Annotated in this window: 18 protein-coding genes and 1 pseudogene; 12 read left to right on the top strand and 7 right to left on the bottom strand. The window is 35.7% G+C overall.

The window, feature by feature from the left end; all coding sequences use genetic code 11:
- Positions 1-6: 6 nt before the first annotated feature.
- The 5 genes from alr to ABC346_RS06030 form a co-directional block, all read right to left on the bottom strand.
- Complete coding sequence (gene alr / locus ABC346_RS06050; RefSeq protein ID WP_413233999.1) at positions 7-1,143, bottom strand: alanine racemase; 1,137 nt, start codon at positions 1,141-1,143, stop codon at positions 7-9.
- Positions 1,144-1,321: 178 nt separating this feature from the next.
- Positions 1,322-2,050, bottom strand: coding sequence for a hypothetical protein (locus ABC346_RS06045; RefSeq protein ID WP_413233998.1), 729 nt, complete (start codon positions 2,048-2,050; stop codon positions 1,322-1,324).
- A 189-nt stretch (positions 2,051-2,239) separates the two neighbouring features.
- Positions 2,240-2,539, bottom strand: a complete 300-nt coding sequence (locus ABC346_RS06040; RefSeq protein ID WP_413233997.1) for a hypothetical protein — start codon at positions 2,537-2,539, stop codon at positions 2,240-2,242.
- Positions 2,540-2,574: 35 nt separating this feature from the next.
- Positions 2,575-2,985 carry a Spx/MgsR family RNA polymerase-binding regulatory protein gene (locus tag ABC346_RS06035; protein WP_413233996.1) on the bottom strand — a complete coding sequence of 137 codons (411 nt, stop codon included), beginning with the start codon at positions 2,983-2,985 and terminating at the stop codon, positions 2,575-2,577.
- Between the two features lie 39 nt (positions 2,986-3,024).
- Positions 3,025-3,654, bottom strand: coding sequence for a TetR/AcrR family transcriptional regulator (locus tag ABC346_RS06030; protein ID WP_413233995.1), 630 nt, complete (start codon positions 3,652-3,654; stop codon positions 3,025-3,027).
- A gap of 414 nt (positions 3,655-4,068) precedes the next feature.
- Here ABC346_RS06030 and ABC346_RS06025 point away from each other — a divergent pair, with 414 nt between their 5' ends.
- The 4 genes from ABC346_RS06025 to ABC346_RS06010 are packed head-to-tail and all read left to right on the top strand — an operon-like array spanning position 4,069 to position 7,852.
- Positions 4,069-5,181, top strand: coding sequence for an ABC transporter ATP-binding protein (locus ABC346_RS06025; RefSeq protein ID WP_413233994.1), 1,113 nt, complete (start codon positions 4,069-4,071; stop codon positions 5,179-5,181).
- Positions 5,171-5,974 carry an ABC transporter permease gene (locus tag ABC346_RS06020; RefSeq protein WP_413233993.1) on the top strand — a complete coding sequence of 268 codons (804 nt, stop codon included), beginning with the start codon at positions 5,171-5,173 and terminating at the stop codon, positions 5,972-5,974. The genes ABC346_RS06025 and ABC346_RS06020 overlap by 11 nt, the downstream gene beginning before the upstream one ends.
- Position 5,975: 1 nt before the next feature.
- Entirely contained in the window at positions 5,976-6,779 is an 804-nt protein-coding gene (locus ABC346_RS06015) for an ABC transporter permease (protein ID WP_413233992.1), read from the top strand.
- Positions 6,776-7,852 carry an ABC transporter substrate-binding protein gene (locus ABC346_RS06010; RefSeq protein ID WP_413233991.1) on the top strand — a complete coding sequence of 359 codons (1,077 nt, stop codon included), beginning with the start codon at positions 6,776-6,778 and terminating at the stop codon, positions 7,850-7,852. The genes ABC346_RS06015 and ABC346_RS06010 overlap by 4 nt, the downstream gene beginning before the upstream one ends.
- A gap of 374 nt (positions 7,853-8,226) precedes the next feature.
- Here ABC346_RS06010 and htpG read toward each other — a convergent pair whose 3' ends face one another.
- Entirely contained in the window at positions 8,227-10,104 is a 1,878-nt protein-coding gene (htpG, locus tag ABC346_RS06005) for a molecular chaperone HtpG (protein WP_413233990.1), read from the bottom strand.
- A gap of 156 nt (positions 10,105-10,260) precedes the next feature.
- On the opposite strand from htpG, the gene ABC346_RS06000 reads away from it, so the two are divergent.
- The gene (locus ABC346_RS06000; protein ID WP_413233989.1) at positions 10,261-10,971 is read left to right on the top strand and encodes an NAD-dependent protein deacylase; all 711 of its coding nucleotides are present in this window, start codon (positions 10,261-10,263) and stop codon (positions 10,969-10,971) included.
- A 230-nt stretch (positions 10,972-11,201) separates the two neighbouring features.
- Here the strand turns inward: ABC346_RS06000 and ABC346_RS05995 are convergent, their stop codons facing one another.
- A complete protein-coding gene (locus tag ABC346_RS05995; RefSeq protein WP_413233988.1) occupies positions 11,202-11,801 on the bottom strand; it encodes a YpjP family protein in 600 nt (199 codons plus the stop codon).
- Positions 11,802-12,016: 215 nt separating this feature from the next.
- On the opposite strand from ABC346_RS05995, the gene ABC346_RS05990 reads away from it, so the two are divergent.
- The 7 genes and pseudogenes from ABC346_RS05990 to ABC346_RS05960 all read left to right on the top strand — a co-directional run bounded on the left by ABC346_RS05990 (position 12,017) and on the right by ABC346_RS05960 (position 15,974).
- Positions 12,017-12,748 (top strand): SDR family NAD(P)-dependent oxidoreductase, encoded by a 732-nt coding sequence (locus ABC346_RS05990; RefSeq protein ID WP_413233987.1) that lies wholly within the window; start codon positions 12,017-12,019, stop codon positions 12,746-12,748.
- Between the two features lies 1 nt (position 12,749).
- Positions 12,750-13,796 (top strand): S-adenosylmethionine:tRNA ribosyltransferase-isomerase, encoded by a 1,047-nt coding sequence (locus tag ABC346_RS05985; protein WP_413233986.1) that lies wholly within the window; start codon positions 12,750-12,752, stop codon positions 13,794-13,796.
- Positions 13,797-13,808: 12 nt separating this feature from the next.
- Positions 13,809-14,168, top strand: coding sequence for a VOC family protein (locus tag ABC346_RS05980; RefSeq protein WP_413233985.1), 360 nt, complete (start codon positions 13,809-13,811; stop codon positions 14,166-14,168).
- 44 nt (positions 14,169-14,212) lie between these two features.
- Positions 14,213-14,488, top strand: coding sequence for a hypothetical protein (locus ABC346_RS05975; RefSeq protein ID WP_413233984.1), 276 nt, complete (start codon positions 14,213-14,215; stop codon positions 14,486-14,488).
- Positions 14,428-14,652, top strand: a pseudogene (locus ABC346_RS05970) (GAF domain-containing protein); the annotation flags it as partial. The gene ABC346_RS05975 and the pseudogene ABC346_RS05970, both read left to right, overlap by 61 nt.
- Before the next feature lie 66 nt (positions 14,653-14,718).
- The gene (locus ABC346_RS05965) at positions 14,719-15,339 is read left to right on the top strand and encodes a sensor histidine kinase (RefSeq protein ID WP_413233983.1); all 621 of its coding nucleotides are present in this window, start codon (positions 14,719-14,721) and stop codon (positions 15,337-15,339) included.
- 5 nt (positions 15,340-15,344) lie between these two features.
- Complete coding sequence (locus ABC346_RS05960) at positions 15,345-15,974, top strand: response regulator transcription factor (RefSeq protein WP_413233982.1); 630 nt, start codon at positions 15,345-15,347, stop codon at positions 15,972-15,974.
- Positions 15,975-16,025 lie beyond the last annotated feature (51 nt).

The raw sequence follows: 16,025 nt of genomic DNA, 5'->3' as shown, positions 1-16,025 counted from the left end.
GCAACCTTACACATAATGTCTTGGTACCCGTTTACCAATAAGACACACTGTTTCATAATGAATTGTTTGCATTTGGTCAGCAACAAGATCTAACGGAATAAACCCTGCACTTTCATCACCAAAAATGGTTACAATATCATCTTTTGTTACGTCGGTCTGAACAGCAGTTACATCTATCATAGACTGATCCATACAAATTCGCCCTACAATAGGACACTCTATTTCGTGTACAGTCACATGGCCTTTGTTCGATAACAAACGGGAAAAACCATCTGCATAACCAATAGGAAGTGTAGCTATTTTTGTTGTTTCCTTTGTCTCATACGTTAAGCCATAGCTAATAGGCTGATGAGGGGGAACTTCTTTTACGAGCACAGGCTTTGCTTTAAAACTCATCACTTGCTGTAAGGACATTATTTCTTTTAAATGTTGTCCTGGATATAACCCATATAAACATATTCCGACTCGAACCATGTCCATATGCATCTCAGGAAAGGCTATCGTGGCAGCACTATTACAGCAATGTTTGATTGGTATCGTATATCCTTCATTTTCTAAAGCCTCAATAATACCTTGAAAAGCTTCAAATTGTTTATATGTATACGCATCACTTTCACCATTATCCGCATCCGCAAAATGGGTGAAAATCCCTTCTACTTCTATATGTTCGGATTGGGATTGTAGCGATGTCATTAGAGAAAGGACCTCATCGGAAGATCTTAACCCTATCCGACTCATACCACTATCAATTTTTATATGAACTTTTGCCTTTTTTTGCAAAGAATGAGCTGCATCCTTTATCGCCTCCAATGTTTCCGCAGAGTATACGGTGAGAGTGAGATCATGTTTAACCGCTTCTCTTACAGCGTGACTCGGTGTATAACCGAGTAATAGAATCGGAGCTAATATTCCAGCTTCCCGAATTTGAAGTGCCTCATCTATAAAAGCTACCCCAAGAAATTCCGCTCCTGCTTCTAAGGATCTTCGTGCTATGGGAACAGCCCCATGTCCGTAACCATCTGCTTTTACAACTGCCATCAATCTCGACTGTCCACGTAAATGATTCTTAAATTGACGTACATTATAAGTTAATGCATCGAGAGAAACTTCCACCCACGCATCGCGATAACTTGTTACTTTCATTATCCTTACCTCCTACTACATCCATTCCTTAATGTGAAACAACTATATAGCTTCAGATATTATTAAACCAATTATAGGAGAATTATTAATATCGTTTCAACTACAAATATCTATTGTACAATACAACAAGAACCGCATAATCCTTCAACCATTTAGAATTGATGCGGTTCTCCTACTATTACACGTTTTGTTTTTCTTTCTTTTCTTGCATTTCTTCCTGCTTATCATCATTGTCCCCCGTCAATTTAGTCAACATATACGCTACAGTAGATTCTAGTTTTTTAGACAAATAATTGGTCCGTTCATATATAACCCCACGAAAGTGATCCATTTGACGAATTACTTTTTCTAACAATGCTCCTTGACTTTCCAAACGTTCATGTACCTTTTCTGACTCTTCTTCTTTTTCATTAAAAAGGCGTACGATTTCATGTTGCATTTGATTTTGCTCTTCAAATTTTTCCGTGAATTCTCCATTCGTTGTTTGAATAGACTCAACGATTAGTTGTAAACTTTCTTGACTTCCCTTAATTTCTTGTAATTTGTTCGTTAGTTGTTTTTGGGATAACGATTCTTTTTGTAGCTGAATAGTAATCGATTGTTGCATCTCTTCTAAAGCTTTAAGTTGGTGTAAAACATCTCGTTCCATGTCCTGATGTTTCAAACTTCCCTTTTCCAATGCCTCTAATTGCTCGGTAATTGAAGACCAGTTTTTTTGTTGATCGTATCCTTGACCAGCTACTTGACGATTTAACCTTCGGATGGATTTCACAATAGAATGTTGGATTTCTTTCTGTTCCTTTAGAACTTCTGACATATGGCTTCGAATAAACACTTGTTGATTTGGTGCTTTTAACTGCTCTTCACTTTTATAAACATTCTTGTTTTCATTCATATATAAACTCAATGTTAGGCACCCTTTCAAATATACTTAAAACTATCCTATGCATGAGTAGAGAAAATGGACTACTATCCTATAAAAGAATAGGTGAATGCCTATAGTAAAAGCGAAAAAAACAGTGACAAGTTACAGTCACTGCTCGTTATATTATGGGACATTATTTATAGTGGTGAATTAAATGTAGTAAATTTGAGGTTAAGTGTGATATCGGCGTTTATATTGAAACTCCTTGAAGCTTTCTACAAAATCTTCTGGAGAGGTTTTGACAATATACGGATATACACCTTTTAATGTGTGTAAATACAACATTCCAGAATCTTCCCCTACAAAACGATATGACATATCTAAGACATCATCAATTGGAAATTCACGATGTTTCGTCACAACCTTGTCATTATAGAGATGCATGTAGCGTTTCTCTTCGGTGTCTGTTTGTTGTAGGCTGCTCACTTGGCGTACGACCTTAACATACGGTTGTGATGCGATTAATTCCATAAGTACCTCCGTAAAATCTTGCTTTTCGTGAGGGATTAATTCTCAGCTACTCGCAAATTATTCGTTCTCCATTGCAACCATTGATATTCCCTAGTTTTTCTTGGTAAAAACTGACGAATATCTTCTTCATGATAGCCTACCTGAAGACGTTTATTATCGACCATTATAGGGCTACGCAGTAATCTCGGATGCTTTTGAATTATTTCGAGAAGTTCTTGTAATGGAAGTGCCTCAATATCTAGATTTAAATCTTTATATATTTTGGAACGAGTAGAAATAATCTCATCCGTTCCTTCTACCGTCATTCTTAAAATATTTTGTAATTCATTTACTGTTAATGGTTCACGGATAACATTACGTTCTTCATAATCAATACCATTTTTCAGGAACCATTGTTTAGCTTTCCTTGTTGATGAACATGCAGCGCCATAAATTATAACTGACATTAATCATACCCCATTCTCTATAGTAAATTTTCTTACAATTTATGATTTATACAACCCTTTTCGGAGCAATTCCATCTCAATACGGAAGTTTTCCTTGGCTTCCTCATTGGAGAGATTGCGTGAAAATTTATCTACGAGGTTTCGAAAAGTAACAGACGTTAGTATTTGCATGACATGAAAAAATTCCTGATCGCCTGTTATATTTAGCTTACTTGAATCAATCAATCCGCTAATCCGGTCAATTGAACCTTCGATGGTACCTCCTACTGGTTTTTGACCGATAAATAATCCCGTAAATGAATCTTCAATTTCATGGGTCACATTCATTAATGCATTTTGCAAAAATTTTAGATTATCTTCATTACTTAAATCTGCTAACAGCATCTGGAACAAACGCTCTATTGCTATAAAAATATCTCCGTCATTTTCTTCTAATGTAGAAAAAAAGTATCCACGGCGTTTCTCCGTCTGCAATTTTAAAAGATAATAAAAAGCATCTTCTTTATTCTCAAAGTACTGGTAGAAGCTTCCTCTAGCAACACAAGCACTCTTCACAATATTGGAAATGGAGGCTTGAGATAGCGGAACTCTAGAAAATTCTTTCTCTGCTGCTTCCATTAATTTATTTCGTTTTTCATCCGGTAAATTGAAAAAGGTTACTTTTGGCATGTTACTTCCTCCAGCTTTCATATGTGACACCATGTCATGTTGTATAATTCAATAGTATATGACACCGTGTCATAAGTCAATAACAAACATGACATCGTGTCATTTTTTTCATATAATTGTGTCCAAAATATGACGTAACTAACCCTCTCCGAGTTTATGTATAGTTTCTCCTACTCTAAAAATAATCATGCATCTTCCTTACTCTATACCCGCTCTAAAAAAATATTTAACCTACAGATGAAAAAGTAATTTCAACTGTACACTTTTCATGTATAATTATTTCGAATCTGACTAAATCTTGCACTGTTTATAACTATATGTAGTTTGCATAATAATAATAATTGGTCAGGCAAATCAGTATTCAAAAAATGTTAAATAGTACTTTTGAACATCTAACAAGAGAAGGAGTTAGAAATGGAAAATAATCAACCAATTATTCAATTTAAAAATGTCTCCAAACAGTTCGATAATGATCCGCTCGTCTTGGATCATGTCAGCTTTGAAATAGAGAAAGGGAAGTTCTACACCTTACTTGGACCATCGGGATGTGGAAAAACAACCATTTTACGATTGATTGCCGGATTTACAGAAGCAACAGCAGGAGACATCATTTTTGAAGGAAAAAAAATAAACCATATACCTGCCAATAAGCGCCCAATTAATACGGTCTTCCAGGACTATGCTTTATTTCCACACCTTAATGTCTATGAGAATGTTGCTTTTGGATTACGTATTAAGAAATTTAAAAAATCCAAGATAGATGAAAAAGTCAAAGAAGCACTTTCTTTTGTCAATCTAGTCGGATACGAAAATCGTGAAATTAAAGATATGTCAGGTGGTCAACGACAACGTGTAGCAATTGCACGTGCAATTGTTAATGAGCCTGCAGTAATTTTACTTGATGAACCATTATCCGCATTAGATCTTAAATTAAGATATCAAATGCAGTACGAGCTTCGTGAACTTCAACAAAGGCTTGGAATTACTTTTATTTTTGTTACACACGACCAAGAAGAAGCTCTCGCGATGTCCGATGAGATATTTGTTTTAGATAAAGGAAAGATTCAACAAAGTGGCACACCAAATGATATTTACGATGAGCCGATTAACCGATTTGTTGCTGACTTTATTGGTGAATCGAATATTGCCAAAGCTATCATGGTTAAAGACTACCTTGTTGAATTTGCAGGAAAACAATTCACATGTGTGGATATGGGAATGAATGCAAATGAACCTGTCGAAGTAGTTATTCGTCCAGAAGACATGGAAATCACTTCTGTAGAACAAGGGATGCTTTCCGTTACCGTACACACGCAATTATTCCGTGGTGTGCATTATGAAATTACCTGTTTGGATAACGAAGGGAACGAATGGCTTGTTCAATCGACGAAAAAGGCTATTGTTGGCGAACAAATTGGATTAAGCTTTAACCCAGAAGATATTCATGTTATGCGATTTAATGAGTCCGAAGTAGACTTTGACCGCCGTTTGGATTCTTATTCGGAGGGAGAAACAAATGGAGAATAAGTCGCTTCGTAATTTATACATGCTACCTTATGCATTATGGATTATCCTCTTTGTCATTGCACCTATTTTACTCGTTGTTTATTTCTCGTTCTTTGATATTGAGGGGAATTTCTCTTTAGAGAATTACAAGAATTTCTTTACAGCGACCTATTTGCAAATGACCTTAAATTCATTTTGGTATGCATTTCTTATAACATTAATTTCTCTTTTAGTTGCTTACCCGACAGCATATTTATTAACACGTACGAAACATAAACAACTATGGCTTCTGCTGATTATTGTACCTTCATGGATTAATTTATTATTAAAAGCTTATGCATTTATAGGTATCTTTGGCACGCATGGTGCGGCAAATCAGTTTTTGGATTGGATTGGAATAGGATCGAGGCAGTTACTCTTCACTGATTTTAGTTTTGTATTTGTCGCTGTTTACATTTTTATACCGTTTATGATCTTACCGATTTTTAATGCATTAGATAATCTAAATCCTAGCCTGCTGTATGCATCCAAAGATTTAGGAGCTTCCAAATGGACCACATTCCGAAGAGTTATTTTTCCGTTAACGATAGATGGTGTGAAATCTGGATGCCAAGTAGTCTTTATTCCTGCTTTATCTTTATTTATGCTTACCCGACTAATCGCTGGGAATCGTGTCATCACTTTAGGTACAGCAATTGAACAACAATTCCTTGTCACACAAAACTGGGGTATGGGAGCTACTATTGCAGTTTTCCTAATCATTATTATGGTAGGATTTATGGCATTAACATCGATACGAAGGAGAGGTGCGTAGTATGGAGAATAAATCCTCTTCATTCGCTAATATCTTTTTAATCATTGTATTTTTCATTTTATATGCACCGATATTTTATTTAATCTTTTATTCATTTAATAGTGGCGGAACAATGAGCGGCTTTGAAGGTTTTACTTTTGATTGGTACCGAGAATTATTCCAAGACACTCGTTTATTGATTATTGTACTCAATACTTTGGTAATTGCACTTTTGTCTGCACTTATTGCAACAATTATTGGTGTGTTTGGTGCGATTAGCATAAGATCCTATAAAAAAAGACGTACTCGTAATTCACTCCTCTCGTTAAATAATGTTCTTATCGTAAGTCCTGATGTGATTATTGGTGCTAGCTTTTTAATTTTATTTACATTGGCTGGAATTCAGTTAGGATTTTATTCCGTTCTTTTATCTCATATCGCTTTTAGTATCCCTATCGTTGTATTGATGGTGCTTCCTAAACTTCTTGAGATGAGTAATTCACTAGAAGATGCTGCTCGTGATTTAGGGGCGAGTAATTGGAACGTCCTAACAAAAGTTACACTACCTTATATTTCACCAGGAATATTTGCTGGATTTTTCATGGCGTTAACATATTCGCTTGATGATTTTGCAGTAACTTTCTTTGTAACTGGTAACGGTTTTTCCACTCTTTCTGTTGAAATTTATTCCTTAGCTAGACGAGGAATATCACTTAATATTAACGCCTTATCTACCATTATGTTTATCGTAACGATACTTCTCGTAATTGTTTATTACTATCTTACACAGCGTAGTGGAACGAAAGGAGTTGGCTTGAGACGATGAAATCTATCATGCGATCGTTTATTGCAATACTCGTTGTTTCGATTGTTTTACTTATAATGATTAATCGCCTCAATGCCGCACAGGGATTTTCTGGCGATAATACGTTAACCGTCTACAATTGGGGAGATTACATCGATGAAGAATTGATTGCCCAATTTGAAGAAGAAACTGGCATTACGATTGTGTATGAAACATTCGATTCCAATGAAGCGATGATGACGAAAATACAACAGGGCGGTACGACATATGATGTTGCAGTACCATCTGAATATATGGTGCAAAAAATGGTGGAGGAAGATTTGCTAATTGAATTAGATCAAGCAAAGCTTCCAAACTTAAGTAATTTAGATGAACGTTTTATGGATTTACCTTTCGATCCAAACAACCAATATTCAGTTCCGTATTTTTGGGGAACAGTTGGGATTGTATTTAACACAACTCTTTTACCAGAAGGTATGGAACTAACCGGGTGGCATAACTTATGGGACCCTGCATTAGAAAATCAAATATTACTCATCGATGGTGCTCGTGAAATTATCGGTATGGGATTGAACTCACTAGGTTATTCCTTGAACGACACAAATCCTGAGCATCTCTATCAAGCATTAGATAAATTAGAGGGACTTACGCCGAATGTTCGAGCAATCGTTGGTGATGAAAATAAAATGTTAATGGCTAATAACGAAGCCACAATTGCGGTTGGTTGGTCTGGTGATGCTGCAGATATCATGGGAGAAAATGAAGCGATTGACTACGTAGTACCCGAAGAAGGATCCAACCTCTGGTTCGATAACTTTGTCATTCCAAAAACTGCACAAAATATAGATGGAGCACATGAATTTATTAACTTTATGTTAGATGCAGAAGTAGCTGCCCAAAATACAGAATATGTTAGTTACTCTACCCCAAATAAAGAAGCACTGCAGTTTATGCCTGAAGAAATGGTAGAAGACGAACGATTCTATCCTGATCCAGAACTAACGGATCGTTTAGAGGTGTACGAAAACTTGGGACAACGCAACTTAGCTTTTTACAATGAATTATTCTTACAATTTAAGATGTATCGGAAATAAGTTATCACCGGATATATGCAAGCCAGTACCACGCTCTTGAATTAGTGTGTTACTGGCTTTTTTAATATTCCAAGCAAAAAATCTCCTCATATGGATAACCAAATATTCTCTAGTGTTTTGAATTCTAGAATTGTATAAAATACCAGGATTCATCGATAATTATGATTAAGCATCTTCTATTCACTAATAAGGCTGAGATTTTCTCTCCTTTTCGTTTTTAAAGCCGCTCTATTCACTAAAAATAGTGAGATTATCCCTCCTTTTAGTTTTTAGAACTGCTCTAAAGCAAAAATCCCCCTGTGGAAAAATCAACATTTTCCACAGGGGGATTCTTTAACTGCCAATGTGCACTGGTCTCAAATGAATTCTTCCCTTTATACCATTACCTTACAAATATCATTTGTAAACTCTACTGGATCATTAATTGGTAATCCTTCAATAAGAAGTGCTTGATTATATAACAGGTTAGTATATAATTTGAACTTCTCATCATCATTACCTTGCGCCGCTTTTAAGGATTGGAAAATGTCATGATTTACATTAATCTCCAATACTTTATCAGCTTGGATTTGCTGGTCATCTGGCATTGCATTAATGATTTTCTCCATTTCAAGGGAGATTTCTCCATCTGCAGTCAACACAACTGGATGTGATTTCAAACGTTTCGAAGCACGTACATCTTTTACTTTGTTAGATAATACTTCTTTCATCGCTGCAAATAATTCAACATTATCATTGTTTTCTTGTTCGTTTTCTTCTTTATCTTCTTCTTCGATACCAAGATCTCCACTTGATACGGAACGGAATTCTTTCTCATCATAATTCAGAAGCATTTTTATGGCGAATTCATCAATTTCATCTGTAAAGTACAGAATTTCATAACCTTTATCTGCTACTAGTTCTGTTTGTGGAAGCTTTTCAATTCGATCTCTTGAGTCACCTGTAGCATAATAAATATACTTTTGGTCTTCCGGCATACGAGAAACATATTCTTCAAGCGTTACTAGTTTTTTCTCTGTTGATGAATAGAACAGAAGTAAATCTTTCAGCTCATCTTTGTTTTGACCGTAATCACTGTAGACACCAAATTTAATTTGTTGACCGAATGCATCAAAGAATTTTTCATAGTTTTCACGTTCGTCACGTAAAAGGCTTACTAACTGCTGTTTTACTTTTTTCTTAATATTTTTAGCAATAAGTTTCAGTTGACGATCATGTTGTAGCATTTCACGGGAGATATTAAGTGAAAGGTCTTCTGAATCTACCATCCCTTTAACAAAACTAAAGTAATCCGGAAGTAAGTCCGCACATTTATCCATAATTAATACACCGTTTGAATAAAGCTCAAGTCCTTTTTCATAATCACGTGTATAGTAATTAAATGGCGCATTTTCTGGAATAAATAAAATAGCATTATAACGAATGGAACCATCCACATTGATGTGTACATGTTTGAGCGGTTTATCAAATCCATAACGTTTTTCTTGATAGAAATTCGTATAGTCATCGTCACTTAATTCGCTCTTATTCTTCTTCCAGATTGGAACCATCGTATTGATTGTTTGTTCTTCTATTACATCTTCATATTCATCTTCTGATCCTTCTTTCAACTTACTTTCTGTTACGTCCATTTTGATTGGGTAACGGATGAAATCAGAGTACTTTTTAATGATTTGTTGTAAGGTAAATGTCTCTAAAAATTCATCATAGTTTTCTTCTTCTTGGTTCTCTTTGATATACAATGTAATCGTTGTTCCAATATCTTGCTTGTCCGCTTCTGTAATGGAATATCCATCAGACCCTTTGGACTCCCATTTAAATGCTGCATCACTGTCAATGGATTTCGTTACTACTTCTACTTTATCCGCTACCATAAACGCGGCATAAAAACCAACACCGAATTGTCCTATGATATCATGTCCATCTTTAATTTCATTCTCTGATTTAAATGTATGAGAACCACTTTTTGCAATCACACCAAGATTATTTTCTAACTCTTCTTGTGTCATACCGATTCCTGTGTCGACAATCGTTAATGTACGTTTCTCTTTATTTGGAGTAATTTTTATATAGTAGTTGTCCACATCAAATGACAAGGATTCATCCGTTAATGCTTTATAGTAAATCTTATCTATTGCATCACTAGCATTAGAAATCAATTCACGCAAGAACACTTCGCGCTGTGAATAAATAGAGTTAATCACCATATCTAATAGTTTTTGTGACTCGGCTTTAAATTTGCGTTTTCCCATAATAACATCTCCTTTATTTCTGCATTTAGCACTCTGTCCTAACGAGTGCTAACCCCTATATTTTTAATAACACATCCCTATTTTTCTGTCAATATCATTGGCGTTTGAAATAGGTTAACCTGTATAATAGATGCCACTAACTTAGGAGGGATAAAAGTGATAAAGGATTGGCTACAAGAGTCTAACTATACCGTTATCTTCACTGGTGCTGGCATGTCAACAGAAAGCGGTCTCCCAGATTTCCGATCTGCAAACAAAGGTCTGTGGAAACAGCACGATCCTAGTAAAATTGCTAGTGTAGATGCACTAAATAATAACGTTGATACGTTTATCGACTTTTATAGAGAACGGGTATTGAAAGTAAAAGAATATGGTCCACATACTGGTCATTATATTTTAGCGGAATGGGAAAAAGAAGGACTTGTTCATTCAGTTGTTACGCAGAATGTCGATGGTTTTCATCAAGAAGCGGGTAGCAAATCTGTTCATGAATTACATGGCACCTTACAAAAGCTACATTGCCAAGATTGCGAAAAAGAATATAGCAGCGGAGAATATGTAGAGAACGAATATCATTGTGACTGCGGTGGAGTATTACGTCCTTCTATCGTCTTATTTGGAGAAACGCTACCTCAAGATGCGTTTCAAACTGCCTTTCAAGATGCAGAGAAAGCAGATCTGTTAATCGTACTCGGTTCATCATTGACGGTTTCACCCGCTAATCAAATCCCATTAATTGCAAAAGAAAATGGAGCTAGACTCGTTATCGTTAATCAAGAGCCAACACCATATGATCAATATGCTGATATCACCATTCATGATCAAAAAATAGGAGCATTTTTAAAAACTGTTACCGATGAGGGATAAGAAGTAGCTTTATTCCTCATTTTTTGAAATACCCATTTTGACTCATCTACAGCTCTCAGTTCTTGATCCCTAATCAAAATAAAACCGAACTATTTACTGAGAAAGCAACCCTCTCCCAAGTTGAAAAGGTTCAAATTGCTATCTAGTGTTTAGTTCGGTTTACATCATTTATACAAAATATAGTTTCATATAAATTTTCTTTTATAACTTATCTAATATGCAGTCAATTATTATATCATCCATTTTGGAGGGGTATTTTTGTCCCAATAAATATCTCCAATATCATGATGGACTTTGAATTTATCTGTGCTTAAGTGGTAATGAAAATTAAAATAATGTCCTTCTAATGGTCGATTATCTCGACGGACATGGAATTTAGCTATATGTTTCTTTGTTTTTTCATCATAAACATTAAATATCCGTTCACCATAACCAACCGCAGGATCTTCGGTAATAGACAAGAATGCATACGCTGTTTCTGTTTCTTGGAGTAATGTATGTAATACTTCTTCTATTTTTGGAAGAATTTCTTGATTAAATTCATCTTCTACTTTGGTAGCAATCTTCGTTCCGAACTTAATCATCGATTGTTCTTGAGCATGACTCATTAACCGATTTAAGGCTGTATCAAGATCTTCCTCGACTGTTGTAGGGATGGCATCTTGTATTTCTATCGTCCTTGCTGTAGTCTCTTGATCAGAGCTTGAAGAGGATGGTATATTGCCATTATTCTTTTGAGCATCTACTTCCAACAAGGTTGTTGGAGAATACATACCTAGTGTTAATATTGTGATAAGTACTACTGCTATTTTTCTCCACCATATCTTCATCTATTCACCTACATTATCTCATTCCGTCTTTATATAAATATTTTATCACTTTATAAATACTTGTCTATCCTACTTTCTTACTTTTTTAAAAATTCTCCATAATATTTACCCATACAACTAAAGTTGTAGAGAAAGACCAACCAAAGTACTGACGTATTTTCTACCTAATCTTTTTACACTTAATCTATACCAACAAACAAAGGGGCGTGAAGATAATGGAACAGACAAAAGTAGTTATGATTTCAGGGGCATCGAAAGGATTGGGTAGAGCCGTCGCTTTAGCCTTTGCACGACACGGTGGATCACTTGCCATATGTGCTCGTGGGGAACGAGCATTAACAGAAGTTAAAAACGAAATCCAACACTTAGGGGTAGAAGTTCTTGCTGTTACAGCAGATATTAGTAACAGAAGAGATGTTGAGAGATTCGTAGCACTTACGGAAGAAAAATTTGGGAGAATAGATGTTTTAATCAATAATGCATCGACAGTAGGTCCCAGCCCAATCCCTCAATTACTAGATACTACGGAAGATGATTTCTTTCATGTATTACAAGTAAACACGGCTAGTATTTTTCTTTTATCAAAACGGGTCATTCCAGGAATGTTGCAAAGAAAGCAAGGATCGGTAATCAATATAACTTCCGAAGCTGGAAATACCGGTTATAGTGGGTGGGGAGCTTATGGAATATCTAAATTCGCAGTGGAAGGAATCACTCAGACGTGGGCTGATGAACTTAAAGAAACACCAATTCGAGTAAACATGGTCGATCCGGGAGAAATGGATACAGAAATGCATGATCTTGCAGTACCTAATTGTAATTATGAACTTACCCAACCAGAAGATTGTACGGATGTATTTATATATCTTGCTTCAGATAATGCCAGTAACATACACGGGGAACGACTAGAAGCACAAGCATTCGATTTTGTAAAAGGAGGCGAATAACATGATTCCCCATGCGCCACAATTCCATTTACCTGATGAAGCAAATGCTACAACACCTCCAGAAAAAAGAGGAATTCGACGTGATCAAGTACGTTTGCTTGCGCTTGATTCTAACACTGGTTCTTATGAACACAGTTATTTTTATCACCTAGAAAACTATCTCTCTCCTGGTGATTTACTTGTTCTAAATAATAGTCGGACCATTCCACCTGTATTAGATGCTACATTAGCTAACGGTAAAACTATCGAGATTCGGTTAGCAAAACGTTTATCTAATACTATGTGGGAAGTGCTTATCCCTGTAACAATAGAGATTGATGAGCAGTTATATTTTCGCGAGGGGTTAGTTGGAAAAGTCATAGCATCCAAATTACATTCTCCATTAAAACAAATAGAATTTAATCGAAGTGACATCGATTTATACAACTATTTCTATAAGTACGGGGAACCTGTTCGCTACGAATATATTCATCACCCTTGGACATTAGATGACTATCAGACTGCGTATGCAATTCATCCTGGTTCTGTAGAAATGCCTTCAGCAGGACGTGCTTTTAGTTGGGAGCTGTTGTTTCGTTTACAGAAAAAAGGGATTAACATTGCCTTTTTGCAGTTGCATACAGGTCTTAGTTATTTATTAGACGATGCGTGGGACCATTCTCCAGAGAATAACGAAGAGTTCTATTCAATACCAAAGGAAACTGTAGCACTAGTAAAGCAGACCCAAAATAACTATAAACAAGTCATTGCAGTTGGTACAACGGTTGTACGTGCACTTGAAACAATGGCACTAACCGCAGAGTCATCCGGATGGACGAATTTATATATCCAACGTGACTTTAATCGTCAAATTACAAATGGATTAATTACCGGATTACATGAACCAAAATCAAGTCACTTAGAAATGCTCACCTCATTTATTGATGAGTCATTGCTATTAAATGCTTATGAACAAGCAATTAAAGAAGGGTATCTATGGCATGAGTTTGGAGATATGAATCTTATCCTACCAGAAAAACATCCTTATAGTTTACAAGCTCCCCTCTAGAGGTGATTAATAATGCAATTTCATCATATGGCTATTGAAGTTACTGATTTAGATAGATCCAAGAAATTCTATCAATTGATGTTTGATTTGGATGTAGAACAATATCTCATATTTGGCGATGAACAAATCGTCTTTCTAAAAAGGAAAGAGTGGAGATTAGAACTAATTCAATCCTCTTCTCCACCTTCCCACTCCCCTTATGTTCACTTCTGTTTTCAGATTAATAATCTAGATGAAACAATCATCAATTTAAAATCAAATAAAATTGAACCGATAGAGGGCCCTTATGAAATCTCAAATGGTTGGAAATCTATCTTCTTTCATGGTCCAGACCAGGAAATTATCGAACTATTACAAATAAAAAACACGTAAAAAATGTTATACTATAAAGTAAAAACATCAGGAAGGGAGATATCATGTCTGGCAAAGAATTTATTGAAGAAGTTATTCTTAAAGAAATAGCAGAGTTATTAAATGAAGGAACGGAGATAACTCAAACATTACATGAAGTGCTTGAAAAACTACTACAAGTCACTGGTTTCAAAATTGGCTGGATATTCCTTATAGATGAAGATCAAAATCCAAAATTAATTGCTAGTCATGCCCTTCCACACGCACTAACTGCAAACAACTGTTATCGAATGAAAAAAAAAGCTGTTGGTGCGTCAATCGTTATCGAAAGGGAGAATTAACAAAAGCTAGTAATATTATTGAATGTCAGCGCATTGAATCCGCCTTACGAGAAAACCACCATGAAAATGAGGGGCTCACCCATCATGCCACCGTTCCTTTACAAGCAGGTAATGAACGATTCGGTATATTAAATGTCGGGTCTCCTAATAAAACACACTTTCATAAACAAGAATTAGCATTACTAGAGTCGATAGCCTATCAAATTGGCACTGCATTAAAACGAATTTATTTGACCCAAAAAGAACAAGATATTGCGTTACTTACAGAGCGAACTCGCCTTGCACGTGACCTACATGATTCTGTAAATCAGTTATTGTTCTCATTAAGCTTAACTGCCAGAGCAGGTCAAGAGATTACCACTGAGCCAGAAGTAAAAGATACCTTTCAATATATACAAGACTTATCTCAAGAAGCTTTACGCGAGATGCGTACATTCATAAAACAACTTCATCCCCCTTCTCTAGAAAACGGCTTAATCTCTTCATTCATTAATTATGCAAAAGTTCTTGATTTACATATTCACACTAAAGTGAGCGGGATCAAGCCAATCGATCCGCAAATTGAAGAGGCTTTATGGAGGATTGGACAAGAAGCGATGGCCAACTGCAAAAAACATTCTGGACAACAGGATATCTTTATCGAGATAAATACAGTTGAACCAAACATTATTCTTACTATTTCAGATAAAGGTACAGGTTTCTTTTATGATAAAAAATTTGATATGCCTACCATGGGATTACGTAGTATGCAATCCCGCGCAGAAGAAATTGGGGGCAAATTTCAGGTTACAACTAAAGTCGGCATGGGAACTTTTATTCAAGTTACTATCCCATTTGTAAAGGAGGAATAACAAACTTGATTAAAGTATTAATAGCGGATGATCATCATGTTGTTCGACGTGGTCTAGTTATGTTTTTAAAAACACAACCTCCCATTAAAATTGTCGGTGAAGCTTCTAATGGACAAGAGGCAGTTGAACTTACACAATCCCAAAAACCCGATGTGATACTAATGGATATAATGATGCCCGTCATGAACGGTATTGAGGCAACAAGAAAAATCCGTTCATTATACCCCGAAGTAAAAATACTTATGCTCACAAGCTTTTCAGAACAAAACCATGTCATACCTGCATTAGAAGCCGGCGCTTCAGGGTATCAATTAAAGGATATTCAACCAGACGATCTAATTAGAAGTATTATTTCTCTTATGGACGGACAAACTCAACTGCATCCAAAAGTTACCAATCATTTAATGCCCGTCAATTCTATCCATCACCCATCGTATCGTTTAAATACATTAACCAATCGTGAAATAGAAGTATTAAAAGAAATCGCTAAAGGGAAAAGTAATAAGGAAATTGCTATTTCATTATTTATTACAGAAAAGACAGTAAAAACGCATATCAATAAAATCTTATCGAAATTAAACCTTTCCGATCGCACACAAGCTGCGTTATTCGCTGTAAAACACCACGTTGAGTGATTAATTGGTTGCTACCAAAACCTAAAGAAAATTGTTGTCTTTTTTTGTAAA

Source organism: Oceanobacillus phoenicis (genome assembly GCF_047238145.1).
GTDB lineage: Bacteria > Bacillota > Bacilli > Bacillales > Amphibacillaceae > Oceanobacillus.
This window is presented reverse-complemented; position numbering and strand designations above follow the sequence as displayed.